The sequence below is a fragment of the Sphingobium sp. Cam5-1 genome, from assembly GCF_015693305.1.
Taxonomy (GTDB): Bacteria; Pseudomonadota; Alphaproteobacteria; order Sphingomonadales; family Sphingomonadaceae; genus Sphingobium.
Genome location: NZ_CP065139.1, coordinates 567,266 through 594,195, shown reverse-complemented (window position 1 = coordinate 594,195; position 26,930 = coordinate 567,266). Strand labels below are relative to the sequence as shown.

30 protein-coding genes are annotated in these 26,930 nt (G+C 61.3%); 11 read left to right on the top strand and 19 right to left on the bottom strand.

Annotated features, from left to right (window positions below; all coding sequences use genetic code 11):
- Positions 1 to 76 precede the first annotated feature (76 nt).
- The 3 genes from IZV00_RS16720 to IZV00_RS16710 are packed head-to-tail and all read right to left on the bottom strand — an operon-like array spanning position 77 to position 3,232.
- Positions 77 to 2,023, bottom strand: a complete 1,947-nt coding sequence (locus IZV00_RS16720) for a flavin-containing monooxygenase (protein WP_230463387.1) — start codon at positions 2,021 to 2,023, stop codon at positions 77 to 79.
- Between the two features lie 58 nt (positions 2,024 to 2,081).
- Entirely contained in the window at positions 2,082 to 2,495 is a 414-nt protein-coding gene (locus IZV00_RS16715; RefSeq protein ID WP_230463386.1) for a VOC family protein, read from the bottom strand.
- Positions 2,492 to 3,232: a TetR/AcrR family transcriptional regulator gene (locus IZV00_RS16710; RefSeq protein WP_196226761.1), complete on the bottom strand. Its 741-nt coding sequence runs from the start codon at positions 3,230 to 3,232 to the stop codon at positions 2,492 to 2,494. Before IZV00_RS16710 ends, IZV00_RS16715 begins: the two co-directional genes overlap by 4 nt.
- 266 nt (positions 3,233 to 3,498) lie before the next feature.
- Here IZV00_RS16710 and IZV00_RS16705 point away from each other — a divergent pair, with 266 nt between their 5' ends.
- Positions 3,499 to 4,191, top strand: coding sequence for a pentapeptide repeat-containing protein (locus IZV00_RS16705; RefSeq protein WP_196227483.1), 693 nt, complete (start codon positions 3,499 to 3,501; stop codon positions 4,189 to 4,191).
- 58 nt (positions 4,192 to 4,249) lie between these two features.
- On the opposite strand, the gene IZV00_RS16700 is transcribed toward IZV00_RS16705, so the two are convergent.
- The 4 genes from IZV00_RS16700 to IZV00_RS16685 form a co-directional block, all read right to left on the bottom strand.
- Positions 4,250 to 4,573: a hypothetical protein gene (locus tag IZV00_RS16700; RefSeq protein WP_196226760.1), complete on the bottom strand. Its 324-nt coding sequence runs from the start codon at positions 4,571 to 4,573 to the stop codon at positions 4,250 to 4,252.
- A gap of 109 nt (positions 4,574 to 4,682) precedes the next feature.
- The gene (locus IZV00_RS16695) at positions 4,683 to 5,240 is read right to left on the bottom strand and encodes a PRC-barrel domain-containing protein (protein ID WP_196226759.1); all 558 of its coding nucleotides are present in this window, start codon (positions 5,238 to 5,240) and stop codon (positions 4,683 to 4,685) included.
- Between the two features lie 152 nt (positions 5,241 to 5,392).
- Positions 5,393 to 5,806, bottom strand: a complete 414-nt coding sequence (locus IZV00_RS16690; RefSeq protein ID WP_196226758.1) for a GlcG/HbpS family heme-binding protein — start codon at positions 5,804 to 5,806, stop codon at positions 5,393 to 5,395.
- A gap of 79 nt (positions 5,807 to 5,885) precedes the next feature.
- Positions 5,886 to 7,469 (bottom strand): hypothetical protein, encoded by a 1,584-nt coding sequence (locus IZV00_RS16685; RefSeq protein WP_196226757.1) that lies wholly within the window; start codon positions 7,467 to 7,469, stop codon positions 5,886 to 5,888.
- A 228-nt stretch (positions 7,470 to 7,697) separates the two neighbouring features.
- On the opposite strand from IZV00_RS16685, the gene IZV00_RS16680 reads away from it, so the two are divergent.
- Positions 7,698 to 8,069 (top strand): polyketide cyclase, encoded by a 372-nt coding sequence (locus tag IZV00_RS16680; RefSeq protein ID WP_230463385.1) that lies wholly within the window; start codon positions 7,698 to 7,700, stop codon positions 8,067 to 8,069.
- Between the two features lie 15 nt (positions 8,070 to 8,084).
- Here the strand turns inward: IZV00_RS16680 and IZV00_RS16675 are convergent, their stop codons facing one another.
- The gene (locus tag IZV00_RS16675) at positions 8,085 to 8,624 is read right to left on the bottom strand and encodes a pseudouridine synthase (RefSeq protein WP_196226755.1); all 540 of its coding nucleotides are present in this window, start codon (positions 8,622 to 8,624) and stop codon (positions 8,085 to 8,087) included.
- Between the two features lie 3 nt (positions 8,625 to 8,627).
- A complete protein-coding gene (locus tag IZV00_RS16670; RefSeq protein WP_196226754.1) occupies positions 8,628 to 9,776 on the bottom strand; it encodes a cupin domain-containing protein in 1,149 nt (382 codons plus the stop codon).
- Positions 9,777 to 9,938: 162 nt separating this feature from the next.
- Here IZV00_RS16670 and IZV00_RS16665 point away from each other — a divergent pair, with 162 nt between their 5' ends.
- Complete coding sequence (locus IZV00_RS16665; RefSeq protein WP_196226753.1) at positions 9,939 to 10,748, top strand: SDR family NAD(P)-dependent oxidoreductase; 810 nt, start codon at positions 9,939 to 9,941, stop codon at positions 10,746 to 10,748.
- 195 nt (positions 10,749 to 10,943) lie between these two features.
- Here IZV00_RS16665 and IZV00_RS16660 read toward each other — a convergent pair whose 3' ends face one another.
- Positions 10,944 to 11,597, bottom strand: a complete 654-nt coding sequence (locus tag IZV00_RS16660; RefSeq protein WP_196226752.1) for a TetR/AcrR family transcriptional regulator — start codon at positions 11,595 to 11,597, stop codon at positions 10,944 to 10,946.
- A 119-nt stretch (positions 11,598 to 11,716) separates the two neighbouring features.
- Positions 11,717 to 12,187 (bottom strand): Lrp/AsnC family transcriptional regulator, encoded by a 471-nt coding sequence (locus IZV00_RS16655; RefSeq protein ID WP_196226751.1) that lies wholly within the window; start codon positions 12,185 to 12,187, stop codon positions 11,717 to 11,719.
- Positions 12,188 to 12,281: 94 nt separating this feature from the next.
- On the opposite strand from IZV00_RS16655, the gene phhA reads away from it, so the two are divergent.
- Genes phhA through maiA form a run of 5 tightly spaced genes read left to right on the top strand, consistent with a single transcriptional unit; the run spans position 12,282 to position 17,429 of the window.
- On the top strand, positions 12,282 to 13,157 hold the full coding sequence (gene phhA, locus IZV00_RS16650) for a phenylalanine 4-monooxygenase (RefSeq protein ID WP_196226750.1): 876 nt from the start codon (positions 12,282 to 12,284) through the stop codon (positions 13,155 to 13,157).
- Complete coding sequence (hppD, locus tag IZV00_RS16645) at positions 13,150 to 14,181, top strand: 4-hydroxyphenylpyruvate dioxygenase (protein WP_196226749.1); 1,032 nt, start codon at positions 13,150 to 13,152, stop codon at positions 14,179 to 14,181. The genes phhA and hppD overlap by 8 nt, the downstream gene beginning before the upstream one ends.
- Complete coding sequence (gene hmgA / locus IZV00_RS16640) at positions 14,174 to 15,490, top strand: homogentisate 1,2-dioxygenase (RefSeq protein WP_196226748.1); 1,317 nt, start codon at positions 14,174 to 14,176, stop codon at positions 15,488 to 15,490. Before hppD ends, hmgA begins: the two co-directional genes overlap by 8 nt.
- Complete coding sequence (gene fahA / locus IZV00_RS16635; protein WP_196226747.1) at positions 15,490 to 16,788, top strand: fumarylacetoacetase; 1,299 nt, start codon at positions 15,490 to 15,492, stop codon at positions 16,786 to 16,788. Before hmgA ends, fahA begins: the two co-directional genes overlap by 1 nt.
- The gene (gene maiA, locus IZV00_RS16630; protein ID WP_196226746.1) at positions 16,785 to 17,429 is read left to right on the top strand and encodes a maleylacetoacetate isomerase; all 645 of its coding nucleotides are present in this window, start codon (positions 16,785 to 16,787) and stop codon (positions 17,427 to 17,429) included. Before fahA ends, maiA begins: the two co-directional genes overlap by 4 nt.
- Here maiA and IZV00_RS16625 read toward each other — a convergent pair.
- The 4 genes from IZV00_RS16625 to IZV00_RS16610 are packed head-to-tail and all read right to left on the bottom strand — an operon-like array spanning position 17,426 to position 20,460.
- The gene (locus IZV00_RS16625; RefSeq protein WP_196226745.1) at positions 17,426 to 18,079 is read right to left on the bottom strand and encodes a glutathione S-transferase family protein; all 654 of its coding nucleotides are present in this window, start codon (positions 18,077 to 18,079) and stop codon (positions 17,426 to 17,428) included. The genes maiA and IZV00_RS16625 overlap by 4 nt on opposite strands.
- A 51-nt stretch (positions 18,080 to 18,130) precedes the next feature.
- Positions 18,131 to 18,850, bottom strand: a complete 720-nt coding sequence (hsh3, locus tag IZV00_RS16620) for a 7-beta-hydroxysteroid dehydratase Hsh3 (RefSeq protein WP_196226744.1) — start codon at positions 18,848 to 18,850, stop codon at positions 18,131 to 18,133.
- 26 nt (positions 18,851 to 18,876) lie between these two features.
- Entirely contained in the window at positions 18,877 to 19,638 is a 762-nt protein-coding gene (locus tag IZV00_RS16615; RefSeq protein ID WP_196226743.1) for an SDR family NAD(P)-dependent oxidoreductase, read from the bottom strand.
- Positions 19,639 to 19,695: 57 nt separating this feature from the next.
- Positions 19,696 to 20,460, bottom strand: a complete 765-nt coding sequence (locus tag IZV00_RS16610; RefSeq protein WP_196226742.1) for an SDR family oxidoreductase — start codon at positions 20,458 to 20,460, stop codon at positions 19,696 to 19,698.
- Between the two features lie 36 nt (positions 20,461 to 20,496).
- Between IZV00_RS16610 and IZV00_RS16605 the strand changes: the two genes are divergently transcribed.
- Positions 20,497 to 21,450 (top strand): helix-turn-helix domain-containing protein, encoded by a 954-nt coding sequence (locus tag IZV00_RS16605; protein WP_196226741.1) that lies wholly within the window; start codon positions 20,497 to 20,499, stop codon positions 21,448 to 21,450.
- Between the two features lie 87 nt (positions 21,451 to 21,537).
- Here IZV00_RS16605 and IZV00_RS16600 read toward each other — a convergent pair whose 3' ends face one another.
- The 3 genes from IZV00_RS16600 to IZV00_RS16590 are packed head-to-tail and all read right to left on the bottom strand — an operon-like array spanning position 21,538 to position 24,445.
- Positions 21,538 to 22,479 carry a haloalkane dehalogenase gene (locus tag IZV00_RS16600; RefSeq protein ID WP_196226740.1) on the bottom strand — a complete coding sequence of 314 codons (942 nt, stop codon included), beginning with the start codon at positions 22,477 to 22,479 and terminating at the stop codon, positions 21,538 to 21,540.
- Between the two features lie 2 nt (positions 22,480 to 22,481).
- Complete coding sequence (locus IZV00_RS16595; protein WP_196226739.1) at positions 22,482 to 23,657, bottom strand: sulfotransferase family protein; 1,176 nt, start codon at positions 23,655 to 23,657, stop codon at positions 22,482 to 22,484.
- 41 nt (positions 23,658 to 23,698) lie between these two features.
- Positions 23,699 to 24,445, bottom strand: a complete 747-nt coding sequence (locus tag IZV00_RS16590) for an SDR family NAD(P)-dependent oxidoreductase (protein WP_196226738.1) — start codon at positions 24,443 to 24,445, stop codon at positions 23,699 to 23,701.
- Positions 24,446 to 24,588: 143 nt separating this feature from the next.
- Between IZV00_RS16590 and IZV00_RS16585 the strand changes: the two genes are divergently transcribed.
- Together IZV00_RS16585 and IZV00_RS16580 are read left to right on the top strand one after the other, a co-directional pair.
- Positions 24,589 to 25,047 (top strand): nuclear transport factor 2 family protein, encoded by a 459-nt coding sequence (locus tag IZV00_RS16585; protein WP_196226737.1) that lies wholly within the window; start codon positions 24,589 to 24,591, stop codon positions 25,045 to 25,047.
- A 185-nt stretch (positions 25,048 to 25,232) separates the two neighbouring features.
- Positions 25,233 to 25,901, top strand: coding sequence for a TetR/AcrR family transcriptional regulator (locus IZV00_RS16580; protein ID WP_196226736.1), 669 nt, complete (start codon positions 25,233 to 25,235; stop codon positions 25,899 to 25,901).
- An 18-nt stretch (positions 25,902 to 25,919) separates the two neighbouring features.
- On the opposite strand, the gene IZV00_RS16575 is transcribed toward IZV00_RS16580, so the two are convergent.
- Complete coding sequence (locus IZV00_RS16575; protein ID WP_196226735.1) at positions 25,920 to 26,921, bottom strand: cyclase family protein; 1,002 nt, start codon at positions 26,919 to 26,921, stop codon at positions 25,920 to 25,922.
- Between the last annotated feature and the right edge of the window lie 9 nt (positions 26,922 to 26,930).

Here is a 26,930-nt window from a genome sequence, read left to right as displayed (position 1 = left end):
CCTGTCCTGATCAATCATGGGGGAGGGGAGGCGACTGGCCGCGCAGCAGCCCGGCGCCTCCTCCCCGCCCTTACGGTCAGTCGAACTTATAGTCTTCCAGTACGGGTTCTTGCAGCTCGTTCCACATGTCGACAAGGCGGAACGGCCAGGGGCCAACGGGGCGGCCCTTGCTGTTCTGATAATAGCTTTTCGACCTGGGATGGGTCCAGATCATGTGCTTCATCTGCTCATCGATGCGCTTGTTGTGGCGCAGGAAGGCTTCCTCCGTCACTTCGATCGTGCGGGCGCCGGTCGCGATCATGTGATCGAGGCATTCGATCAGATAATGGACCTGCGATTCGCTGACGATGTTGAGGCCGCCTGCGTGGTTCGGGCCGATATTGGGGCCGGTCGACAGGAAGTAGTTTGGATAACCGGGGATCGTCGTGCCCATATAGGCGCGCTCTTCCTCGTCCGCCCAGTCCACCGCCAGATCATGACCGTCGCGGCCCTTGATCTCCAGATCCTGCACCAATGACGAAGCCATGAAACCGGTCGCGCAGATGATGATGTCGAGTTCGTAGAACTTGCCGTCGTTCGTGCGGATGCCGTTCGGCAGGATTTCGGCGATGCCTGCCGTCTCCAGCGTGGTGTGCGGCTGGACGAGAGCATCGTACCAGCCCGCGTCCATCACGACGCGCTTAGAGAAGATCGGGAAGTCGGGCGTCAGCTTTTCGATGAGGTCGGGACGGCCCGCCAGCTTGTGATGCATGTGCGACAAGGCATATTGGCGCATGCCTTCATTGAGCGCCGACACGGCGATGCCGTCTTCGGGGTAGGACGGGTCCTTCACCACATTGGGATAGAGGCCGTCGGCCGCGAACCAGAATACGCGGAAGCGGAACCATTCCTTATAATAGGGGATGTGCCGCAGCGCCCATTTCACCGGCTCGGGGACTTCCGCCTTCACTTCGGGATTGTTGATCATCCAGTGCTTGGTGCGCATGAAGACAACCAGTTCATCGACGTCCTTGACGATCGTGGAAACGATCTGCGCGGAGCTGGCGCCGGTGCCGATGACGGCGACCTTCTTGCCCTTCAGGTCGATATTTTCGTCATAGTCGGCCGAATGGGTGATGATGCCCTTGAAGCTTTCGATGCCGGGGATCTCGGGCAGCTTCCAACGGTCGGTGGTGCCGAACGCGTTAAACACGGCATTGGCCTTGATCACTTCGCGCTTGCCGGTGTTCAGGTCCTCGACCGTGACGTTCCACACGGCTTCATCCTGATCGAAGATCAGGCTGTGCACGACCGTGCGGAAGCGGATGTTGCGGCGGACGTCATATTTGTCGGCCACGGCGCGGAAATATTCGCGCATGTCGGCGCCATGCGGATGATAGTGGTTCCATTCCGGGCTGATTTCGAAGGAATAGGAATAGAAATGGCTGGGCGTATCCACGCCGACGCCGGGATAGCGGTTCTTCCACCAGGTGCCGCCGACTTCCTCATTCTTTTCGATGATCACATGATCGTAACCGGCACGTTCCAGCTCGATCCCGGCGAGAATGCCGGTAAGGCCTGCGCCGATGACCAGCACCTTGAAACCGGGCGGCGGAGGGGTGCGTTTCGGATCGTCCTTGCGCGTGGGGCTGCGCTTGAAGCCGCCCTGCTCGATGACCATGGGGACGAATTCGTCAGTCACCGGCTCGCCGACGCCGATGCTCATCATCTTCTGCATCAGTTCGATCGGCGGATCTTCCGACTTCGCCGCGCCCGGCGTCGTCAGCACATGGATCAGCTTTTCATGCAGGTCGTCGACGCAGTCCTGCGGGATCACATAGTCGGGGTTGGTGTAAGGGGGATGAATGTGGACCTGGAAGGTCTGAAGCATCGATTCATCATGCGTCAGGTGCACATAGACCATCAGCAGGGTCTGGAGATTGGCAGCCTTCAGCGCCGCGCGCAGTTCGGGGCCGTCAGCCAGCGGAAGGGGGCGGCTGCCACTGTCAAGCATGTTCGGCAAAGTCTTCGTTCTCATATCCATATGTCTCTCCATGAGAGCTGGGGTCTGTTGGGGACGCGGGGCTAGTGTACCCCTGCTATTATCTCGCCATCATCTCCACATTCTCGCTCAACCGTCCTTCAGGGTCGCTGGTGAACAGGACGCGCACGCCATGTTCGGGCATTTCGCGAACCGGGCCGACATGCCTGCCACCGTGCGCGAGCACCCGTTCGGCAAGCGCGTCGAGGTCCGTGGTGATGAATCCAAGGATCACTTCCCGGTCGCGTGGAGCAGGCCTATCTAAAAAGTTGATCATCGTCAACGATTCTGCGCCCATGCTTTCACCCGGACCCATAATCACTTCACGCAGGCGCCCCAAGACCGCAGGATCGCCCGATTCCACGCGGTGAAGGCTGTTGAGTCCGTATACCGCGCCGTAGTAGGCGGCCATGGCTTCCTCATCCTCCACGATCAGCTTGGTGAAGCCGAATCGCGTGTCGCCCGCGTTGCTCAAAGTCCTTCTCCCGGGGTGTCGGACTGCGCGCTTGCTGCTTCTGCGATGATGCGTTCGAGACCGGCTATGATGTGGGTGAAGCCGTAGGTAAGGGCTGCCTTCCGATCCACCTGCAACAGATCGTGCTGAAGATCCTGCAACAACGCGGCCTCATAGGCCGTCAGGGCATGGAGATGGGCGGTCGTCCGCTTGTTGTTGTGTTCCGGAGGCGGCGGCTGGGACGTGATGAAGCCGAGTGCCGAGGTCGTGAACCACCGCACCGCAAAGGCAAGATCGGGGCCGGTCAGCCCCTGCGCCCTGATCAATTCCACCACGGGTATCCATGTGCGCAACCAGCCCGGCGATGCATGACCATCCCACAGGCTAAGCTTCATCGCGACGGGATAGCGCTGGAACAAATCCACCGTTGCCCACAACCACTGGCGCACTTCCTCCTGCCAGCAGCTGCCCTTCGCCGGATGATCGAACCGGCTATATATTTCGTCGGCGACGGCGATCAGCAGATCGTCGCGACTGGGGAAATAATTATATAGGGTCATTACCCCGGCATTGAGGCCTTTTGCCAATAATCCCATGGAAAATCTGTCGATCGACATCTCGTCGAGCAGGACAAGTGCCGCCTGGATGATCGTGCCGCGCGACAGCCTGGGAGGCCGCCCCCTTCCACGCGCGGGAAGGCCCGGCTTAGGATCGGCGTCGAGCGTCATCCTGTCGCCGATTTTCGAACCGCCTGTCACCCTGACCTCTCCCGTTCTTATACCATGCAAGAAATAAGGGTTTAGGCGCGCCTGTCAATTTACGTAAGGTGTACGATATCATCCACGCCTGTTGACCCGCAAAGGGAACATCCTTGTTGATCGGCGGCGCGGCTGAAGCGGCGGCCGTCGCCCTGTTCCTGCTGTCTGATGGGGCAAGCTATGTGACGGGGCCGGACTATTTCGTCGATGGCGGGGAAGCGCGGCTTTTGCAAAGCTGGTCTGCCCGGGAGATCATGTCTAACAGCATGCAGATGCAGCATGTTAGTGACGACCAAGTGATCCGCGGGCAGACTTTGGCGCGCCAGGATATTGAGGCGCTGATGGGCGCGCCGCGCTCGTTGGCCGAGTGTGTGATCGAGGGTGCGGATCTGTCGCATCTGGATCTGTCCCAATGGTCGTTTCAACAATGCGACATGCGACGCGCCGACTTCACCGGCGCAAAACTTGATCGCAGCACCTGGCAGTCGTGCCGCGCCGCTTCGGCCAATTTCACGGGTTGTGATCTTGGCGAAGCGCGCTTTGCCAACAGCGATCTCAATGGCGCTTCGCTGAAGCGCAGTATGTTGCAAGCCGCACGTTTTTCCGGCTGCAAGCTAACGGGCGCCGATCTGTCGGATGTTCGGGCGCTAGACATCCACCTTGAAGAAACGCTGCTGATCGGCGCGAAGCTGGCCGGGCGTTCCTTTATGAAGGCGAGGCTCGCCCGGGTCGATTTTTCTCAGGCGGACTTGCGCAAATGTGATTTTCGCATGGCATCCTTCGAGGATTGCAGCCTGCGGGAGGCGCTGCTGACCGGCACGCGGTTCGAAGGCGCGGACCTGCGTGGTGCCGACCTTGGTGGCGTAAGGCTGGAGGATGCATCCCGCTTTCGTGGCGCGACGATATCGTGGGAGCAGGCGGGGCAATTGCTCAGCGAATTGGGATTGAACGTGCGATGAGGGTTTCCGCCCTTCGCTCGCGCCGCTCAATTCGAACGGGCGTCGGGATCATGCACCCTTAATTGTCGCAATATTCCCACCGGCCCGCGTTACAGGCTGCCACCGCGCGGCGCCATGACGCCATCTTGCGATTATAATCCGCGCGAGCGTCGGCATAGCCTTCGCCACCGCCCTGAGCGCGGCGATAGTCGCGCATGATCCGCGCATCGCGGTCGCGCACATAGGCGAGTTGCTGTTGGTTCATCTGCCGGATGATCGCCCGATCACGTGCCCGCGCGGCAGAGCTGCGCATAGTAGGATCATGCGGATCGTCCGCGAGCGCAACCGCTGGAAGCAGCGCGGCGCCGAGCGCGGCCACGCAAGCGAATATGCTGATCTTCATGGACCCTTCCCCCCTTTTATTCCCTTTCCCCTGCTATTCGCGATCCGCTCGGGCCAAAGCAACGGATTTGCGACGAACGGCAGATCGCAACTTCCAACTTACGCTTCGCTCATGTCGCATCGCCCCGGGGTAGTTCAGCGGGGGCGGCTGGCCAGTCTCCGTCCTGTAGCGGGGGCAATGCTTCGAACCAGGCGCTGTCCCGATTGAGCGTGAAGCGGTCGCAGGAAAAGCGGATGTCGTCACGGGCCACGGCGCGCAGAACTTCATGGATGCCGCCCACGCCGCTGGCGCTGATGACGACATAGCTGACCTTGCCGTTTTCGCAGGTGACAAGGGCTTCGACGACCTTTCCGACGGTCTGCCCGTCGGATGACGTGACCGGAACCCCCGTGATGCCGGTGGCGGTGAAGAGGGTCGGGTAGGGCGATCGGCGGCTGGATTGGGCGGCCGACTTGCCGCCATCCTCATAGGCGCGCTGGCGGCCGAGCCATCGCCACACGCCGATCAGGTTGACGAAGGTGAGGAAGCCGTTCGTCGCGACGAGGTTGGTCTGCCCGGACGACAGACCGACCACCGACCATGCGATCGACCCCAGGGTGAAGACGACGAAACCCCAGCCGGTGACGCGCGCACCCAGATTGGCGGCGGTCATCATCGCGGCGATCATGGTCGCTATGGGCGCGACCCAACCAGCAACATTTTCCAGAGCAGGCTCCTACATTCGAAGCATCGAACGACGCTTCAACGCGCGCCAGCCATGTTGGTGGCGGCGTGAAGCGGGAGCCTTGCAAAAATGGATGGCGAAGGTCGCGGCCTTGCTTAGCCCTGCGGCAGGATCGCGGCGATCCCGGCGCGTGCGATCTGGGCGTCCTGATCCGACTTGACCCCGGAAACACCCACGGCGCCGACATAGTCACCGTCGATGACGATCGGCACGGCGCCTTCGAGCATGGCGGGCATGCCGGGTGCGGATAACATCGAAACGCGGCCGTTGAGCACCAGGTCCTCATAGACCTTCGTTTCCCGGCGGCCGAGCATGGATGTCGATGCCTTTGCCTCTGCCATTTTCACGGTGCTGGCGGCGGCGCCATCCAGACGGATGAGGCCAAGCAGATGCGCGCCGTCATCGACGATCGCGATCGTCACGGCCCAGCCATTGGCCAAAGCCTCTGCTTCCGCTGCGGCGAGGATCGCCTTTACATCATTTGCTTCAAGGCAGTGCTTGGTCTTCATGCCATTCGATCCGTTATTGATGCGCCGAGCGCGGGTGAGGAAAAGCGCGCCTTATCACCCGCCGCGCGTCTTGCCAGCATTATAGAGGGGGAGGTGGTTGGGAGAGGCTTTGATCCGCTTCGACGGGGATAGTCAGCAATTCGGGTTTTTCCCTGCCGAACGACTGGATCGCGACGGTCACATTGCCTGCCGTCGCGATGTCAGACAGGGGCATGTCGATGGCAATGGCGTCATCGCCGGATGCCTGCCACTTTACCGCGACACTCCGTCCTTCCGGCAGCTGGACGGAAACATTCTTCACGCAAGCGGTCGTGGGGCCAGTCAGCAGCAGCCTGTCATTCTTTCCCGCTATAAAGCGCTGTTCGGCGGATGGCTGCAAGCTGCCCGCTTGAGGGAATTGGAGGGCGAATTCCGGCCCGTCAAAGGCTTCGAAACCCCAATATCCGTGCAAGCGGCCCTTCATCGGCCCGATCAAGTCATCAGGCTTGAAGGAAGGCGCGAATATGTAGCCGCCTTTGTCGGCCCGCGCGATTAGCGGTGCTTCGACCGTGTGGCCGTCCTTGCCCGTCAGCCGCAAGACCATATTGTGGGCATAGTCGGTGGCAAAGACGAGCGGCGCGCCATCGACGCCCAGGACGGCTCCCGGCCGCGAACCGCAGATCGGAGCGTCGCTGCTCCGGCGTAGGGGCGGGGGAACATTCTTTTCGATCGCGGGCAAGGCCGCCACCAGCACGGACTTAGGCTTGCGGAAGGAGGGCGCGCTGTTCAGCAACAGCGAGACGGACTTGCCATTCTGAATGCCGAGCGCGGGCAGATAGTTGAATTCCGGATTATTGAACGCGCCGAATATGCGCGCAAGGTCGCGGACCACGCCGATATAGGGGCTGTAAAAGCCATAGCCGCCTTCCCGCGTCGCGCTGAGTTGCAGGGCGAGGTCGGTCGGGGCGCCGATGATGGTTTCGGTGAGCGAATTGCTGTGGATGTCGCCCAGCACCAGACTGTCGCGATTTTCGACGAGGCAAGCGGCCTGAAACTCGACGATTTTCGCCAGGCAGTCGGGGTTCAGTTTGACCGCGAGGCTTGAGGAAAGGATCGGGGCGACGGTCCTCAGATATTCAGGGTGGCTGTTTTCCTGTGATCGGATGCCCAGGATGAAGGCGTTGAGCCTGCTTCGGTCCAGCGAAGCCTTGTTGATGTCCTGCGTCACGCGGACGAATTCGCCGGGACGGCCCCGGATGGCATCGGAAATGGTGCTGAGGTCGCCGCCGGTATCGGGCACCATGAATAACACCAGCTGGCGCGCATGATCCGGCACGGTCAGTTTCAGTACCCGTTTCCGATCCTTGCTCTGCCATGTTTCCGCGCTGGAGATCCAGCTTTTGGGCGGCGGGTTGGTGACGCCGCGCAGGAATGCCGACACCAGGCGATAGCGGACCGATTGGTCTGCGGGCAGATTGGCTTCGATCCTGACGACGTCGCCTGTTGCCAGTGCGGGTACTTGTCCAATTGGTAGGATTCGCCCAGCGCGGCTGACGGTCACCAGCAGTTCAGGGCCGGGGAGGTCGAAGGGTGCCGGGTCTGCCGCAGACGCGGCAACGGACGCCATGCAGGTGACGAGGGCAAGAATGCAAAGGCGTGTCGAACTGATCCGGCGATAGGTCATGCATTCTCCCTGCGCGGGTAAATCGAGCCGTCAAGAGAGAAGGCGGCCCTTTTCGTTTTGCCGATCCGCTGGGAAGGCAGGATGTGCGGCGAAGTAAGGCATCGTCGCGACGTTAAGTTCCTGGGTCGGCAAGCTTTGCGCCTTTCCGCAACGTGATGGAAAAGGCTAAAGGGGGTTTTCGTTACATCATGACAGGAGTCAGCAGTGTTACCCGCCCGGACTTTCAGCGTGTCGATCAATCAGGAATGGCGGGCTCTTTATGAGAGGATATGGCGACCCGAATTTTTCCCCCAATGGGCCTCTGGCCTGGCGGAATCGGGTTTGCGCGAAGATGGGGACGGCTGGCTGGCCGATGGACCGGACGGGCCGATCCGTATCCGCTTCACGCCCCATAATGATCTGGGCGTGATGGATCATCAGGTCGATCTGGGGGGTGGCGATCAGGTCCATGTCCCCTTGCGTGTCGTGCAAAATGGAGAAGGCGCGGAAGTCATGCTGACGCTTTTCCGCCAGCCGGGCATGGATGATGAACGGTTCGCGGCCGACATTCGATGGGTCAACCGCGATCTCAAGGCGTTGAAACGGCTGATCGAAGGCTGAGCTGCCTGCGGGAGATCAAGCCTCCCGCCATTGTCCCTGATCAATGCCGTCCAGCGTCCAATCCCCGATGCTCCACCGGACAAGGCGCAAAGTGGGGTGGCCGACGGCAGCCGTCATCCGGCGGACCTGCCGGTTACGTCCTTCGCGGATCGTGAGGCGGAGCCAGCAGTCGGGCACGCTCTTGCGGAAACGCACCGGCGGATCGCGCGGCCAGAGGGCGGGCGGGTCGATGCGTTCCACCAGCGCGGGCAGGGTAAGCCCGTCCTTCAGCTTGACCCCGCGTCGTAGCGCCTCCAGTTCCGCCTCGCCGGGATCGCCCTCAACCTGAACCAGATAGGTCTTGGGCGTCTTGAACCGGGGGTCGGCGATGCGCGCCTGCAACCGCCCGTCATCGGTCAGCAGCAGCAGCCCTTCGCTGTCGAGGTCGAGCCGCCCGGCAGGATAGACGCCCGGCCTGTCAATGAACGCCGCGAGCGTCGGCCGGGGGGGACCGGTGCTTTCGTCGGTAAACTGGCACAGCACGCCATAGGGTTTGTTGAAGAGGATGAGGGTCATTGATCAATCCTCTTCATCGAAGGCGAGGCTGCCCTGATCGATTAGCGTTTTGATGAGGCCGACCGCGCCGGGGTTTTGCGCAAGGTCCGGATTGGCCGCGACCATGGGGCTTGAGCAGAGCTGCTCGGCGAGGGAGGCGATGTCCGTCCCACAATCGAAACAATGGCCGTCCGCGAACAGCAGAATGGATGATCCCTGCCGGATGAAGGAATAACGGCTGGCCGGGTTGCGCTGGAGCGATGCCCCTTGGGAAAGCCACGCCTGTACATCATCGGCCGCGATCGGCTCATCGAGCCGCCAATCGGCATCGGAATATTTGGGCGAGCTGCTATGCTGCCCGAACCAGCGGGCGAAGGCATCGCGATCGGCCAATGCCTCCATCACCATCGCATGCAGCCGGTCGAGCGCAGGGGTGGTGATTTCTCCCGGATTGAACTGTCGGGCGAGATCGGGGTCGGCATAACGGTCCTCCTCCGCCATGCCGTCCGCCTGATGCGCGGACCAGCCTTCGACAAGGTCGGCGCGGGAGGGCGCGCGAAACCCGATCGAATAGGTCATGCAATCATCACCAACCGCCACACCATCATGCGCAAAGCAGGGTGGTACGTACAGAATGTCGCCGGGCTCCAATATCCAGTCACCCTCCGCTTCAAAATCGGCGATCAGACGTAGATCGTCATGCGGCAGCAAAGGTGTCGCGGAACTGCATGGCGGCCCGACGCGCCAGCGCCGTTTGCCGAGGCCCTGCACCAGAAACACGTCATATTGATCGAAATGAGGCCCCACGCCGCCCCCGTCCGTGGCGTAGCTGACCATCACATCGTCGATGCGCCAGTCGGGGATGAAGCGGAAGGCTTCTATGAGGGCCGCGACGTCGGGGACATGATGATCCACCGCCTGCACCAGTAGCGTCCACGGTTCGGTTCCGAGTTCGCCAAAGCGCGCCTCCGGCAAGGGGCCGCTTTCCATCTTCAGTTGATCAGCCTGACGCGTGATCAGGCGTGACTCCACGCCCTCTTCGCAGGCGAGCCCGGCCAGTTCGTCCGGATCGAGCGGATTGTCCCAGTCCTTCCACGGATTGCGGATCAGCAGCGGACGCTTTTGCCAATGGTCGCGAAGGAAAATGTCGATGTCGAAATGGGCGAGTTGCATAGGATGCCCATGCGCCCCCGGCACGCGGCTGTCAAAAGCTCGGCTCGGACTGACGGCAACGATCTGGCGCATCCTATCATGGGTCGAATCCACACTCGCGGCTTGACTCGTTATGGAACTCGCCGATACCCATTTTTCGGAATGTGGAAAGGATGAGGAACAATGGCGCGTTTGGAAGGCAAGGTCGCGATCGTAACGGGAGCAGGCCGTCAGGGTAATATCGGCGCGGCGGTATGCGACGCGTTCCTGCGGGAAGGTGCGCGCGCGGTGATCGCCACCGATCTTCGTACAGAGGACGCGGTCAGCAGCGAGATGGAAGCCAAGCATGGCGCTGGCCGATTCAAGCTCGTCGCGCAGGATGTGACGCTGGAAGCGGACTGGGCCAAGCTGGTATCGATGGTCGTGTCTGAATTCGGCGCGATCGACGTGCTGGTGAACAATGCCGGTATTTCCATCCATGGCGGTATCGAAGCCACGTCGCTGGAGGACCTGCGCAAGGTCATGGCGGTCAACCATGACAGCGGCTTTTTGGGCATGAAGCATTGCGCGCCTGCTCTGGCCGATGCGGTGACCCGCTTTCGGGGCGGTGGGTCGGTGATCAATACCGTGTCCATGGCGTCCCACATGCCCAACGCCCATAACCTGAGCTACCATGTGTCAAAGGCGGCGCAGCGCATGTTGACCATGTGCGGCGCGATCGAATTCGGCCCCAAGCGCATCCGGGTCAATTCAGTGCATCCGGGGCAGACGACGACGCCGCTGCTGAAGGAAGGCTATGAGGGATATGCGCAGCTTGGCCTCTACGAGTCGGCGCAGGCAGGTATTCAGGAGCTGGTGAACATGTGCCCGCTCGGTATCGAAAGCTTCCCGGAAGATACGGCACATGCCTTTGTCTATTTGGCGTCGGATGAGTCGCGCTTTGTGACTGGGGCGTCTATCTATCATGATGGCGGACTTGGTCGCCAATATTGATCGGCAGTGACGAGGGGCGGCTAAGGTCGCTCCTTATCGCGCTTTAGGTTGTGTGGGGATTCAGCCCATGACGGCCTGCAAATGGCGACTTTCTGCGCTTCCGGTGCTCACGTACTGAAGTACGCTGCGCGCCGGTTCTCGAAATTCACCATTTTCGCCTCGCCCTGAACTGAATCCCCACACAACCTAGAAGGGTCAGGCGTTGCCCGCTTTGGGCATCAATCCCTGCGCGATCAGTTCTGCCACGCGTCGAGCCTTTGCATCGGCTTCTTCGTCGGTCAGCGGTTCGACCGTGCCCGCGGAAACGGCGTCGACCATGTCCTGCGACAATATCCACAGGAACATTGATGCGACCTCTTCGCAGTCGACGGGGCGGATGAGGCCCCGCGCCCGCAGGCGTTCCAGATAGGAGCGAAGGGGGGTCTGCTGGCGCAGGGTCCGTGCCTCTTCCATCGCATCCCGGAATTCCGGGAAACGCAATCCTTCGCGCATGCTGATCGCGGTGACGGCATGCGCGGCCCTGGTCCGGGTGCTGCGCATGATCATGCGAGCCCATTCATAAAGGCCCTCGACCGGATTGTCGCGATCGAGCAGGCGGAGATCGGCGGCCATGTTCCGGTCGGCAATCCGGTCCAGCACGGCTCGCAACAGTCCGGGTTTGCCGCCATATTTGGCGTAGATGGTCTTTTTCGAAACGCTCGCGCGCTGGGCGATCAATGTCAGGGTGGCGCGTTCATAGCCCACTTCTATCAACGCCTGTTCGGCCACTTCGAGCAAGGCTTCCGCGCGTTCTTCAATCTCTGCCGCGCGAGGTCGGCCCGCGCCGCTTCGCCTTTTTCCCTGGTGCATGATCATTGCTTGGCTTGATCGGCCGCCAAGCGCAAGACCCGGCTGCCCACGAAACGTGCCTCGTCTTGTCCGAGAAGGCGGCGCGACGCTCCTGACGGTCGCAGGCCGCTACCTGCTGCTCACACGGGCAGCGCGGTCGTATATTTGGTCATCGACAGGGCAAAATGGGATGCAGCGCTGGCGACGGACGGATGGCCCAGCAATGTGTGCATCAGGAACAGATTATAGTCCGCGACGTCGGCAACCACGATGCGGAGCAGATAGTCCCACTCGCCCGACATGGAGAAGCACTCCACAATCTCCGGGTGGCTATCCACGAAATCCTCGAACGCCTGCCTTGCGTCGCGCGCATGGCTGCGCATCCGGATGTTGCAGAGCACATTGACGCCGCGATCGACCTTTTCCGGGTTCACCAGGCGGACGGCGCCGGTGAGAATGCCGGCCGTTTCCAACGCCTTGATCCGGCGCCAGCATGAAGCGGTGGAAGCGCCAACCTGTTCGGCGAGTTCGGCATGGCTGACCGTGGCATCCTTTTGAAGTATAGAGATGATCCTGCGGTCAATCTCATCGATTTGACGAAAATCTTTCATATTGTGTCTCGATGTGATGACTATGTTTCTTAAACTCGCCCATTTCGCGTGAAATTGGAACCCCCTTACATGGGGGTCGTGTCATATATTCCATATGGCCGCTTCAACCATCGAACGCCCCGCAGGCGCTGCGGAGGATTGGACGATCCGGCAGGATTGGGAAAGCTACACGCCCCAGGAGCATGCCGTTTGGGATGAGCTGTTCGCGCGGCAAGCTGCTCTGCTGCCCGGCCGGGCGGTGAAGGAATTTACGGACGGTCTGGATATTCTGCGGATCGCAAAACCGGGCATTCCGAACTTTGAGGAATTATCCGAAAGGTTGATGAAGCGGACAGGCTGGCAGGTGGTCGCGGTGCCGGGATTGGTGCCGGACAGGACGTTCTTCGAGCATCTGGCAAACCGGCGGTTTGTGGCGGGACGCTTCATTCGCAGGCCTGACCAGCTGGATTATTTGCAGGAGCCGGACGTTTTCCATGACGTGTTCGGCCATGTGCCGCTGCTCGCCCATCCGGTTTTCGCCGATTATATGCAGGCCTATGGCGAGGGCGGGCTGCGCGCGGATGGCCTGGGTGCGATCGAGAAGCTGGCGCGCCTTTATTGGTATACGGTCGAGTTCGGCCTGATGCGCGAGGGGCCGGACCTTAAAATCTATGGTGCGGGGATCGTCTCTTCCCATGGCGAGTCCCTGTTCGCGTTGGATGATCCATCGCCCAACCGGATCGGTTTCGACCTGAAGCGGCTCATGCGGACCAAATATCGGATCGATGATTATCAACAGTCCTATTTCGTCATCGACAGCTTCGATGATCTGCTGCGCCAGACAGTCGAGATGGACTTTGCCCCGCTTTATGAAGAGCTGAAGCAAGAGGAGGTCATAGAGGCGGACGAAATAATCCCTATGGACCATGTCTTCAGCCGGGGAACGCAGAATTATGCAAGATCAAGAGAAAGAGGTGACGGACATGGCTGACAATCCATTGGGCCTGAACGGATTTGAATTTGTTGAATTTACGTCGCCAGACCCTGATGCGATGGCGACGCAGTTCGAACAATTGGGTTTCGTGCCGACGCATCGGCATCCTTCCAAGAACATCACGCGGTATAAACAAGGTCGCATCAACCTGATGCTGAACCGGGACGATGCCGGGCGGGTGGCGGCGTTTCGCGGCGAGCATGGCCCATCAGCCAGCGCCATGGCCTTTCGCGTAGCCGATCCCGAAGCGGCGATGGCGTGGGCGCTTGAGCATGGTGCGCAGCCGACCGAGGAGGATGATACGGTCATTCAGGGGATTGGCGGATCGTATCTCTATTTCGTCAGGGACGGCGAAGATCTTTATGAGGATTGGGCGGAGTTCCCCGGATGGCGGTGGGCAGAGGCCGCCAACAATGTGGGCCTCGATATGCTCGATCACCTGACGCACAATGTCCGGCGGGGGCATATGCGTGTATGGAGCCAATTCTACCGCACGCTTTTCAATTTCGAGGAGCAGAAATTCTTTGACATCAAGGGGCAGGCTACCGGGCTGTTGAGCCAGGCCATGATCGCGCCGGATCGGGCAATCCGTATTCCGCTGAATGAAAGTCAGGACGACAAGAGCCAGATCGAGGAATTCATTCGCCAATATCATGGCGAGGGTATCCAGCATTTGGCGCTTACCACGAATGATATCTACACGACCGTCGAAAAGCTGCGGGCGCGGGGCGTTCGGCTCCAGGATACTATCGATACCTATTATGAACTGGTCGATAGACGCGTGCCCGGACATGGCGAGGATCTGGAGCGGTTGCGGAAGAACCGGATACTCATTGACGGTGATGTGGAGAGGGAGGGCATATTGCTCCAAATCTTCACGGAGAATATGTTCGGGCCGATCTTCTTCGAAATCATCCAGCGCAAAGGCAATGAAGGTTTCGGCAACGGCAATTTTCAGGCATTGTTCGAAAGTATTGAGTTGGACCAGATACGGCGCGGCGTGATCACTGTTGATGAGTGAGGCTGACATGACGCTTTGCGGTTTCGGCAATGTCCATTCGACGGAAGCGGTGCCGGGGGCGCTGCCGATTGGGCGCAATTCGCCTCAGCACGTGCCTTATGGCCTCTATGCCGAACAGCTTTCGGGCACGGCCTTTACCGCGCCCCGGCACCAGAACCAGCGGAGCTGGCTTTACCGGATGCGGCCTTCAGCCGAGCATGGTTCGTACCAGCCTTATGAAGGCGCGCGGCTTTTGCGGTCCGGGCCGCTTCCTGACGGCCTCCTTTCGCCTAACCGATTGCGGTGGGACTCGTTGGGCATGCCGGAAGCGCCGACTGATTTCATCGACGGGCTGGTTACCTATGCGGTGAATGGCGACGTGGCGCAGGGATTGGGCTGCGCCGTTCATCTGTTCGCTGCCAATCGGTCCATGATCGACCGGGCCTTCTTTTCTGCTGATGGTGAAATGCTGATCCTGCCGCAGCAGGGGGCGTTGCAGATCGTGACCGAGATGGGCGTCTTGACGGCTGCGCCATTGGACATGATCCTGATACCGAGGGGCGTGCGTTTTCGGGTCGAACTGCTCGACGGGGCTGCGCGGGGATATGTCTGCGAAAATTACGGGCTGCCCTTTCGCTTGCCCGAGCTTGGGCCGATCGGGTCGAACGGGCTTGCCAATGCGCGGGACTTTGAAGCGCCGGTGGCGGCCTATGAAGATGTCGAGCGGCCGTTCGAGATTGTTCAGAAATATATGGGGTCGCTCTGGACGAGCAGGGCGGACCATAGCCCGTTCGACGTGGTCGCATGGCACGGCAATCTGGCGCCGTTCCGCTATGACCTCCGCCGCTTCAACACGATGGGAACGGTGAGCTATGACCATCCCGATCCATCGATCTTCACGGTTCTGACGTCGCCCAGCGATACGCCCGGCACGGCGAATGTCGACTTTGTGATCTTTCCGCCGCGATGGATGGTGGCGGAGGATACATTTCGCCCGCCTTGGTTTCATCGCAATGTCATGAGCGAATTTATGGGCCTGATCGAAGGGGAATATGATGCCAAGGCGTCAGGCTTCATGCCCGGCGGCGCGTCGCTCCATAATTGCATGTCCGCGCATGGGCCGGATGTCGAAAGCCATGACAGGGCGGTTTCGGCTAAGCTCGCCCCGGTGAAGACAGACGCGATGATGGCGTTCATGTTCGAAAGCCGCCTGCCCTATGCGCCGACCAGATGGGCGATGGAGACGCCATTGTTGCAGCGCGACTATGACAGCTGCTGGAAGGGGTTTGCCAAGGCGCAGCTCCCTTTGCCTCCGGAGGAGCCGCGCTGATGAACTGGTGGGAATGCGATGAGACCCATGATTCCGCGCTGACCAGTTGGGTGGAAAGCGCGCAGGGACATCGGGACTTTCCGATCCAGAATCTGCCTTTGGGCATCTTCGCGCCGCGCGAGGAGCAGGCTCGGATCGGAGTGGCGATTGGCGACATGGTCCTCGACCTGCGGGCATGCGCGGAGGCTGGGCTGCTTGGCGGGGAGTGGGAGAAGGTTTGCGCGGAGCCGGTGCTGAACCGGATGCTCGCGCTGCCGCCGGAGCAGAGGCGAGCTCTGCGGCGGCGGATCAGCGCGTTGCTCTCCGATCCGGCGAACCGTGCGGCAGTGGAGCCGATGCTCTATCCATCGGGCGAAGTCACCATGCATTTGCCCGCGCGCATTGGCGATTACACCGATTTCTATGTGGGCATTCATCATGCGAACAATGTCGGACGACAGTTCCGGCCCGACAATCCGCTGCTGCCCAACTACAAATATGTGCCCATCGGCTATCATGGCCGCGCCTCGTCCATACGCCCGTCAGGTGTGCCGGTGCGGCGGCCGTGTGGACAGCGCAAGCCGCCAGATGCGCAGGAGCCCGTTTACGGCATGTCCGCGCGGCTTGATTATGAGCTGGAGCTGGGCGTCTGGATCGGCACGGGCAATGATCTGGGTAGCCCGATCCCGATCAATGAGGCGGGGAATCATATCGCCGGATTCTGCCTTTTGAACGACTGGTCTGCGCGGGATTTTCAGGCGTGGGAATATCAGCCGCTTGGGCCGTTTCTGGCGAAGAATTTCCAGTCCACCATCTCGCCCTGGATCGTGACGGCCGAGGCCATGGCGCCGTTCCGCATGGCCCAACCTGCTCGGTCGGAGGATGATCCGCTGCCGTTGCCCTATCTCTGTTCGGACGCGGACCTCCAACATGGGGCGCTTGCCGTGACGATGGAAGCATTCATCCAGACGCAGCGCATGCGGGAGAAAGGGCAGCCGCCATTTCGTCTCAGCACCGGGCCAGCCAGCAACATGTATTGGACGGTCAACCAGATCGTGACGCATCATGCGTCCAATGGATGCAACCTCAATGCGGGGGACCTGTTGGGCACGGGCACGATCTCCGCGCCGACACGGGAGGGTTATGGCAGCATGTTGGAACTGACCGAAGGTGGGCGAGAGCCGCTGACATTGCCTGATGGAGAGACGCGCTCGTTCGTCGAAGATGGCGACGAGATTTTCCTGCGCGCAACGGCGAACGCGCCGGGCTTTGTTCCGATCGGTTTTGGCGAATGCCGGGCCGTGGTGATGTCGGCATGACCGCGCCTGTCACCCTGCACGGATATTGGCGTTCGTCCGCCGCCTATCGCGTGCGCATCGCGCTGAACCTGAAAGGCGTCGGTTACGTTCAGGTCAGTCATGACCTGCGCGCGGGGGAGCAGCGGGATGCCGATTACCTCGCCATCGCGCCTCATGGCTTGGTGCCCGCTTTGGAGGTGGAGGGCAGGACCCTCATTGAAAGCCCGGCCATCCTCGAATGGATCGACGGTAAGTGGCCCGAGCCGCCCTTGTTGCCCCGCGATGCGGATGAGGTTGCGGTTGTGCGGTCGATGGCCGCGTTGATCGGTTGCGACATCCACCCTCTCAACAATCTGCGTGTCCTTAACCGATTGCAGAACCAGTTGCACGCATCCAAGGATCAGGTGAAAGAGTGGGCGAGGCATTGGATCGCCGAGGGCTTTGCGCCGCTTGAGCAGTTGGTCGCGCGGCATGGGGCGGGTTTCGCTTATGGGGACGGGCCGACATTGGCCGACTGTTATCTTGTGCCGCAGCTTTATAATGCGGGGCGGTTCGGGGTCGATTTGTCGCCCTATCCCCGATTGGTGGCGGCGGGTGAGGCTGCCCTGGCGCTGCCCGCTGTTCAGGCGGCGCATCCGGATCGGCAGCCGGATGCGGGTTAGCCCGTCTGTTCGGACTTGTTGAACACCGCGAGTTGATCGGCAAAGGCGCGCTGGTAGGCGGGGCGGGCTTCGCCGCGCGCGATATAGGGCGGGAGGTTGGGGTAGAGTTCCAGCAGCCCTGATCCGGTGAGCCTTCGCAGCACGGTGACCATCAGCAGATCTCCGGCGCTGAAGTCGTCCTCAAGCCACTTACGATCGCCGAGCCAGTTGGAAAGTTCCGACAGACGCTGTTTCACGCGGCTGTCTAACAGGGGCATGCGTGCTTCATACCAGCTTTGGTCGCGTTCCAGATATTTGGGCATTTCCCGTTCCAGGATCGGGGGTTCGACGGTGTTGAGGGCGGCGAACATCCAGGCAATGGCGCGGGCACGGCTATGGGGATCGCCGGGCCAGAGACCGCCATGCCGATCGCCGACGTGCAGGATGATCGCCCCGGTTTCGAAGAGGGTGAGGCCATCTTCTTCATAAGCCGGTATCTGTCCGAAGGGCTGCGATGCGAGGTAGCTGGGCTGTTTCATCTCCTCAAAGGAGAGGAGCCTGACCTGATAGGGCACGCCTGCCTCTTCGAGAGCCCATCTGACCCGCATGTCGCGGGCCATGCCCCGGCCGCGATCGGGGGAACGTTCGAAGGCCGTGATGGAGATGGTCATCCTTCAACTCCGGCTGGTCACTGTTCGTTTTTCAGATGGCCCCCGAAGATTTCACCTGCCGTCCAGATGCGCGAAGTCGAACTGGCTCGTCGGGATGATGTCGATGCGCGAGAAATCAATGAAGCCTGCGCAACTTTCCGCCATATCCTTTGTATTACGAGCGAATTTTGCATCATCGCCCACCGCGTCGAAGAAGGCGGGGGAAACGGTCATCGCTTCCGGCGAGAAGCATTCCTCGACAAAGGCGTCATAATCGGGCGCGTTCGGCGTTAGCGCACGGACGATGATATTCTGCACATATTCAAAATTCGCCTGGGTATCGATGGCGACGCGGGTGTGGTGACTGTGCCAATGTGCGACGGCATCCTCCCAGCTCATGTCGGGGCGGAAGGAGATGAAGCTGGCCTGCGACCAGCCCCAGGTGCGCGCGCCGGCCTGCGGCACATGATCCCGGTTTGGGATGATGGTGGATTCCGCAACCAGCCATGCCGCGAACCGGCCGCTATGTTCGGCCACTATGCTATCGATAGGGCCGCGGAAATGGGCATTGGAGGTGGGCAGCCAGAATTGCACAACCGCATCCTGCTGCGGCTGCTGCCAAGTTTGGAGCAGGGGCGCGGCGGGCTCCACAGTTGCGTCACGGACATTGAGGCGGATCGTATTGGCGCCCGCTTCCTTGAGCGCGGTTGGCAGTGTGGCCTTTAATTGTTCCGCATATTCGGCGCGGCTCATGCCCTCGGGCGCCCAAAGAGCGCAGATCAGCTTTTCCATTCAGATCTCTCCATCAATCTTTCAGGTCAGTCGAAATTGGCCTGTCCGCCGTCGAGCGGGATGGTGGCGCCGGTCAGATAGGACAGGTCCGATCCGCACAGCGCGACGATCGCCCGGCCGATATCTTCCTCCAGTCGGCCGATGCGGTCGAGCGGGATGGTGCGGAAGAAGGCCTTTGCTTCTTCGGGATTATTTTCGATCCACCATTTGAGGCCCGGGGATTCAGCATGCGGCGCGATGGTGAGGACGCGGATATTCTGCCGCCCCCATTCCGCTGCACCCGCGCGCGTAAGGACGCGGGTCGCCTGCTTCACCGCGCCGTAACAGCCATAGCCGGTCATGTCCCAGCGGATGCCAGCGGACGAGGCGAAGTTGAAAATGGTGCCGCCGCCGCGCGCCGCCATGTGGGGACGCACCAGCTTCATCAGGCGGAAGGAGGCGAGCGGGCCGGATTCAAATCCGGCAAGGAAAGCCTCGTCAGTCACTTCATCCAGCAGGCCGAGCGGCACTTCCTGCGCATTGTTGATCAGGATGTCGACGCCGCCCAGATCGGTGACCGCCCTGTCCACGGCGGCGGCGAGATCGTCCGCGTCCTTGACATTGCAGGCGACGGCGATGGCGCGGACGCCGCGTTCCTGCGCAAGCTGCGCGGTTTCCTGGACCTTTTCGAGCGTCCTTCCGGCGAGGAGCAGATCGACGCCTTCGCTGGCGAGGGCGAGGGCGATGCCCTGACCAATGCCCTGTCCTGCCCCGGTTATGAGGGCAACCTTGCCTTGCAGACCCGACATCGCTCTTCCTTTCCTTGGCCTAGTTTCTGTTTATCGTGGGCCGCCGCCCCTTTGGCGTCAGATTTGCTGAGGCCGCAATATGGCATCGCTGCCGCCGTCGATGAAGATCAACTGGCCGAGAAGATAGTTATTTTCCATGTTGAGCAGGAAATCGAGCAGTTCGGCGATGTCTTCGGGTCCCGCATAATCCTTGATCGCGATCGGATTACTCTGGTTGATCAGCTTGACCATGTCGGGTTGGTCGAGCAGCGGCGTCGTCATCGGCGTCTTTACGACGCCCGGCCCGATGCCGTTCAGCAGGATGCCTGCGCCGCCCCATTCAGGTCTTACCGCCGCGCGGCGCACCCAGTGGGACAAGGCGTTTTTTGACGTGGCATAGGCGTTGCCCGCGTCAGCGGCGATGGCGTCCAGCGCGGCTTCTTCCTTATCCGCGAGGCAAAGTTCGACCACCTTGTTGTTCGACGGAAGCATCGCGGCGGTTGAGCAGATGGCGACGGCGCGGGGCCGGGCGGATTTCGCCAGCAGGGGTCGTAGTCCTTCCAGCGTGGCGACCGCACCGAAATAATTGATGGCGATGGTTTCGCGGTCCATCCCCTGGCGTGAGATGCCCGCGCCCGCGAGCACGGCATCGACGCCATCGGGCGCAAGACGCGTCACCTGATCTATCATGCTGGCCCGGCCTTCGACGGTGCCCAGATCGGCATCGATATCAGAATTGCGCAGATCGACGCCAATGACGCGATGGCCGCCACGTTCCAGCCTGTCGCGGGTGGCGGCGCCGATTCCCGATGCAGCGCCGGTTACAACTATGGTTCTGCTCATGAAACACTCTCCATCTTTTGCTTTGTTGCGTTGTAGATGGCAGTTTTTTCTGCGCATAGCCAGTGCTTGTTCTCTCGCTCGCATGAGATTATCGTTGCGGTGATGACGCAGCAGCTTTTGACCGATGCCAAAGCTACGCCGGGCGGCCATAGCGGACCGTGGACGGTGCTGGCCTCTGCCGTCAGCAGTGCTGCGCGTGTCGAACTTCGCCGTTATGAGCTGCCCCGGCCCAATGAGATGTGGGAACTGGACGAAGCGCCGATCCTGTCGATCGTCATGCCGCGCGCCGAAGGGACGCAGGGCGAAATCATGTTCGATCTGGGCGACCGGCGGCGACACAAGGTTGGCCGCCTGATGCTGCGGCCCGGCGGCATCGCCATGCATTCGCGCGGCGATGGGGGCACGCTGGACATATTGACCTGCCGTTTCGATCCGGTGCGCTTTGCCGCTGTAACGGGATTGTCGGACTGGGACTCACGGCGGTTGAGCCGATGCGCGGCGATCAACTCACCGGTGCTGATGGCGCTGGCGGAGCGGCTGAAGCAGGAAACGGTGACGCCGGGCTTTGGTGCGGAGATGGCGGTCGAGGCGCTGGTGCAGTTGGCGATGGTAGAACTGGCGCGGCTGTTCCGGCGGACGCGGCAAGCGGACGCGGCGCAGGGAGGTCTTGCGCCCTGGCAGCTCGCCCGGATCGAGGAGGCGCTGCGGTCGAGTGACGGGGAATGGCCGACGACGCAGGCGCTTGCCAGCCTGTGTGGGATCAGCCGGTCGCACCTGTCGCGATCCTTCGCGGCGACGGCGGGCATGGCGCTGTCCGATCATGCAGCAGCGATCCGGATGGAGCGGGCGCAAGACATGATCCGGGGCGGATTGCTGCCAATGAACCGGATCGCGAAAGCGTTGGGCTTTGCGACGGCGAGTGCTTTTAGTGCCGCGTTCCGGCGGGCTACGGGGCTGACTCCGCGTGCGTTCCGGCAGGGGTTTCACTGAGGGCTGTTCCGCCAGACTCCGTTCGTGTCGAGCGTAGTCGAGACACGATGTACTGCGGCTTCTCGACTGCGCTCGAAGCGAACGGACTTAGTGATTGGCCTTTAGAAATTTGATCAGCACCCGCGCCAGCGCTGCGCCCTGATCTTCCTGCACGAAATGGCCGCCATTGGGGATGCGGGTGTGCGGCTGGCCTTTTGCGCCTGGGATGCGGCGTTGGAAGACCGCTTCCCAGGCAATGGTGGCAGGGTCCTGATCGCTGAAGGCGGTGAGGAAAGGCTTGTCCCAGCTTTCGAGGAAGCGCCAGGCGGCGCGGTTCGCCTCCAGCCCTTCGGCGCCCTCCGCGATCGGGATGCCGCAGGTGATCTGGAGCATGCCTTTCTTGTAGGAGGCGTCGGGGAAAGGTGCGGCATAGGCGGCGAGCACCTCTGTTGGAACATCGGTGACGCAGGCGCGACCGACGAGTAGTTCCAGCGGCAGATCTTCGCTGGTGCGGCAGGTTTCGACCCAAATGGCGATCTGCTCGCTCGGCCAATCGGGGACGCCGAGCGGTGGCGGGTCGCAATTTTGCAGCAGCGTGTTGGTGGCGAGGACAGCGCTGAAACGCTCGGGACATTCGGACAGGACGCGCAGGCCGACGGGGCCGCCCCAATCCTGGCAGACGAGGGTGACGCCGCGAAGGTCGAGGGCCTCCACGAAGGCGCGCATCCATTGGACGAAGCGGTCGAAGCCATAGTCGGCGCGAGATGCGGGCTTGTCCGATTTGCCGAAGCCGATCATATCAGGCGCGATGACGCGATAGCCGACCGCCGCTACCGGGCCGATCATGTGGCGGTATAGATAGCTCCAGGTGGGATTGCCGTGCAGCATGAGGACTATGGGTGCCTTCGCATCCCCTTCATCGACATAATGCGTGCGCAGCGGGCCAAGGCGCGTATCCTCCACCTCCACATAGTGGGGCGCGAAGTCATAGGCCGGCAGCGCATCGAAGCAGGCTTCGGGCGTCCGCAATATGCCCGGTCGGACTTCCATCGTCAGGAAATGTAGCGTTCGCGATAGGTGGCGAATTCGCGCTTGATGGCTTCTTCATCGAGGCCGAAGCGTTCGAGCGAATAGTCGTGCATCGGGCGCTGCTCGCGCTTGTTGCCCGCAAGAAATTCAGCCAGCACTTCTTCCAATTGCGCATCGACGGGGATGCCCATGCGGGAAAGGACCCGTTCGGCCTGCGCCATCGGTTCCTTGCCGACTTCGCGATAGTCGATGTCGATGAATCGGTCTTCGCCGATCCGCTCACGCGCGGCTTCGAACATGCGCATCCATTCGACAAGGCGCGGGAACCAGAAGGCGCCGACTTCCGCGTCGGTCAGCGTGGCGCTGAGCTTGTAAAGTGCGGCCTGCATGGAAACGTAGGAGGGGACGGTCTGCAACGGGTCGCGATGCGTCATGATGAGCAGCGCGTTCGGAAAAGCCTTGGCCGCGACCTCGGCATAGGGAAGGTTGGACGGGCTCTTCAATATCCACTTGCGGCCCTTGCGCGAAGGGTCCTGCCACTGGAGATATTTGAGGATGGTCTTGAGGTCCTCATGCCCCTTTGACTGGTCGTAAGTGTTCAGCCAGCGGGTGAAGCTGGGCACATAATTCATGCCCTCGATCATCGTGCTGACGAACATCTGGCCGAGGATCAGGATTTCTTCGTCCGGCGCGTCGGGTTCGAGCGGGTGGATGGACGCGAGTTCGGGTGAAAGCTGGAGCCAGCCGTCGATCATCGCCTGCGCATAGGCGCGGCGCTCGACCGGATTGCCGCGTTCTTCGCCGGGGAAGGGGGCGAAATTCTGCGCTTCGTACCAGCGTATGCCCGTCATGCCGGGCGCGCTGGCGAGCAGGCGCTGGAAGATGGTGCTGCCCGTGCGCGGCAGTCCGAGGATGATACCCGCGACATCGACTTTTTCGTTGAGAATCTCAGGGTGGCGCTTGATGTCCTCGACCATGCGCAGGCGGCTGACCAGCCCCTTTACGATCACTTCCGTCGTCGAAGCGCGGCCGGCCGGGGTCAGGCGCCCTTCTCGGTCAGATGCCTCGATATACTGGTCCATCGGTTCTAAGAACCATTCGTCCCCGAAGTCAGCGAGCCCTGCCCTTTCACGCGCCTGTTGCAGCAGCGCCTCCCGTTCGAGGGGCTGGGTCTGAATCTGGTCGGGCTGGGTCGCCATGGTCGTCACTCTTCTTCAAAAAGCTTGAGGTTGGGGTAGAATCAGCCTGCGGTCTGGCCGCCGTCGACGGGGAAGGCCACGCCGGTGATTCGCTTTGCCTCTGCCGATGCCAGAAAAGCCACGGTGTCGGCGATGTCGTCGGTGGTCGCCATCGCGCCGCTGTCTAGCCAGGATGCCGAACGCATCACCATCTGCCAGTCGATATTTTCCGGCGGGGTCTGATGCAGCATCGGCGTGTCTACGCCGCCCGGACAAACGGCGTTCACGCGCACGCCTTCCTTCGAAAATTCCAGCGCCAGCGCGCGGGTCAGGCCGACTACGCCATGTTTCGACGCAGTGTAGGCCGAATTATAAGGCACGCCGACAAGGCCAGCGGCTGACGCCATGTTGATGATATTGCCGCGGCGCTCGACCAAATGGGGCATGGCGGCGCGGCACATCTGATAGACGCCGGTCAGGTTGACAGAGATGACGCGGTCCCACCGCGTGCGATCAACATCTTCGAAGCGGCCGAAATCCAGCACGCCAGCGATGTTGCAGAGGATGTCGAGCCCGCCATGAAGCGCGACCGCGCGATCGACTATAGCCTTGCAGGATGCTTCATCCGCGACGTCGAGCGCGAGGGCGGTAGCCGCCGAACCAATGGCCTGTGCCGTCTCTTCAACGCCTTGGGCGTTTCGATCGCCGATGATCACCTTGGCGCCGTCGGCCGCCAGCCGCTTTGCCACCGCCAGACCGATTCCCGAAGCTGCGCCGGTCACGATCGCCGTCTTGCCTTCCAGACGCATGCTACCTCTCCTTAACCTGTCATTTTGTTTGTTGATGCTTGCGTCAGTTTGCTACGCAATTCAAGGCTCATACACGGAAAAACTTGACAAGCGCGAACCCGGCGGGCCTGTTTCGGTATATAAAATCAGAAGGAGGATGTCTGATGCTGTCGCTTCAGGAAATATCGGATCGGCTGGAGATTCAGGATCTTCTGTCCCGCTATAGCTATGCCATTGATGAGCGGAACTGGGACGGACTGGACGACGTCTTCACCCCCGACGCAGTGATTGATTACAGCGAAACTGGCGGCGCGAAGGGCAGCGTGGCGCAGATCAAGGCATGGTTGCCCGTGGCCATGGAGCGATTCCCGCTATTCCAGCATATGGTGGCGACGACCAAGCTGGAACTGGACGGGGACACGGCGCGCAGCCGGACCGTTCTGTTCAATCCCATGGTCTATAAGGGCGACGATGGCGTGGAGCAGGTGTTCTTCATCGGCCTCTGGTATCGCGACAAGCTGGTCCGCACGGACAAGGGGTGGAGGATCGCGGAACGATATGAGGAAATGGGTTACGCGCATAATGTGCCGGACATGCCGCCAGTGCCAACGGTCGTGGCATGAAGGCGCGCTAAGCGGCCTCCAACTCGTGCCCTGATCGGGTCCCCGCCCGGGATCCGCGGTCGGAAGCATTCTTGCGCGTTCCGCCACTATCTGGACCGGTCAATATATCCTATAGCCAGGCGTTAGAGCCGCACGGCGTTCGTGCGGGTTCATGGTGCCAGGCCAAGGGGGGACGAGGCCAGTCGATGATCAGCAGCGAGGCGGAGAAAAGGGTTGAGGGGGCAACGCGGCGGGTAGGCAGACCCAATGCGCGCGAGGCTGAGCTGAAACAAGAGGCAATGCTGGAAGCGGCGTTGGAGGAATTTTCGAACCATGGTTTCCATGGTGCCTCGGTGCGCGCGATCGCCGAACGCGCGGGCGTATCCACGCGGACGGTGTATAATCGCTATACCGACAAGGTCGCGTTGTTCGAAGCCTGTCTGGAAATGTCGGCCATCCGTCATCACTTCCCGGGGGATTGCAAGGGCACGCTGCGTGAGCAGCTGATGCGCTACGCGCTGCATGTAAGCACCCGGATAAACCATGACCGGCAGGTCAGGCTGGCCCGCATCATCTATCGCGAAAGCATCAGCTTCCCTCAACTGGAGGACGTGTCGCGCCGCCAGTTCGAACGGTTCCAGCTTGATCCGTTGCAGCAGATTTTAAGGGCGCATGGTTTCAGCAAGCCCCGTGCTGAAATGCTGGCCGATTTGTATGTCGCCCTGTTGCTGCGGCGGTGGCAGTATCGCGTGATCTATAATACGAAGGCCATGACCCCGGCACAGATCAAGGCCAATGCCGAAACCGTGACAAGCCTGTTCCTGAACGGCGCATGCGCGATGTTGAACGAGGATAGCCCCACAAAGAAGGACTGACGCGGCTCCGGCTGGCCCTCAGACAGTCGCGATGGGCGTCACGGGTGAACCGACGCTGCCCGGCAGGCGAAGCGGCGGCGCGGTGAGCAGGAAAGCATGGCGCTTTTGTTCATGCAGCCATGCGGCCAGTTGCTCAAGATACCAAAGTTCGCCCAGGAAAATGCCCTGCCGGAACAGGCATAGGTCGTGGATGGGCAGGCGGATGGGGGGTGGTTCAGGCGAAAGGATGAGGTCGAGCGCCTCGATCGCGATATTGTCTGAACAGATGGCGGTGATGCCGCTGTCGATTATCCATTGGAGCAGGCTTTCGTCCCGGCCGTCCAGGGCGCACCCTGCCATGGCCAGCGGCGTATCCTTGCCGCTCGCTTCCCGGTCGAGAACCATCCGGTCGACGCCGGTGTAGAGGAGCAGGAAGTCGCCTGTACGCACCTCCACCCGCTGTGCATCCATCGCGCGCAGCAGATCGTCGCGGGAGATGGGCCGGTACTCCGTCCCATAGGCGGCTTTCAGGTTGACCATGACGCCGCGACCCTGCACGCCCGCCATCGCCAATGTCTCTATGCCGAGCGCGCGGGCGCAGGTCTCGCCAGCCGGGCCGTCGGGGCCGTTGATATGATCGCCAGCGCGGAAGCCGTTATAATAGACCAGCTCCGCCACGCCGTCGCCGTCCGCGTCGAAGGCGCGACCGCGATGTGACAGCGCGTCCCACTGGGTGGAATGCTGGGTGTAGAGCAGGACCCGGTCATCGCAGGTGGATTCGTCGCCATTGTGGTCGAGGCGGTTGTACATTTCGCCCTCCTCGTCGCAGGCTGCGCTGAGCAGCGGTGGGCGGCGGAAAGGCGCGAGGGGAATGGTGGGTACGTTGAGTGGCAGGCTGAGCGTGAAGGCGATGCCTTCGACGACTTCCGCCATGGCGGCGCGGCGGCGTTCGGGCGTGATCAGGTTCATCCGGCCGATCTGGTCATCCTCACCGAAATCGCCCCAGTTGGACCCTTCAGGCCGGTTCACCCAGCGCGGCATGTTCACTCT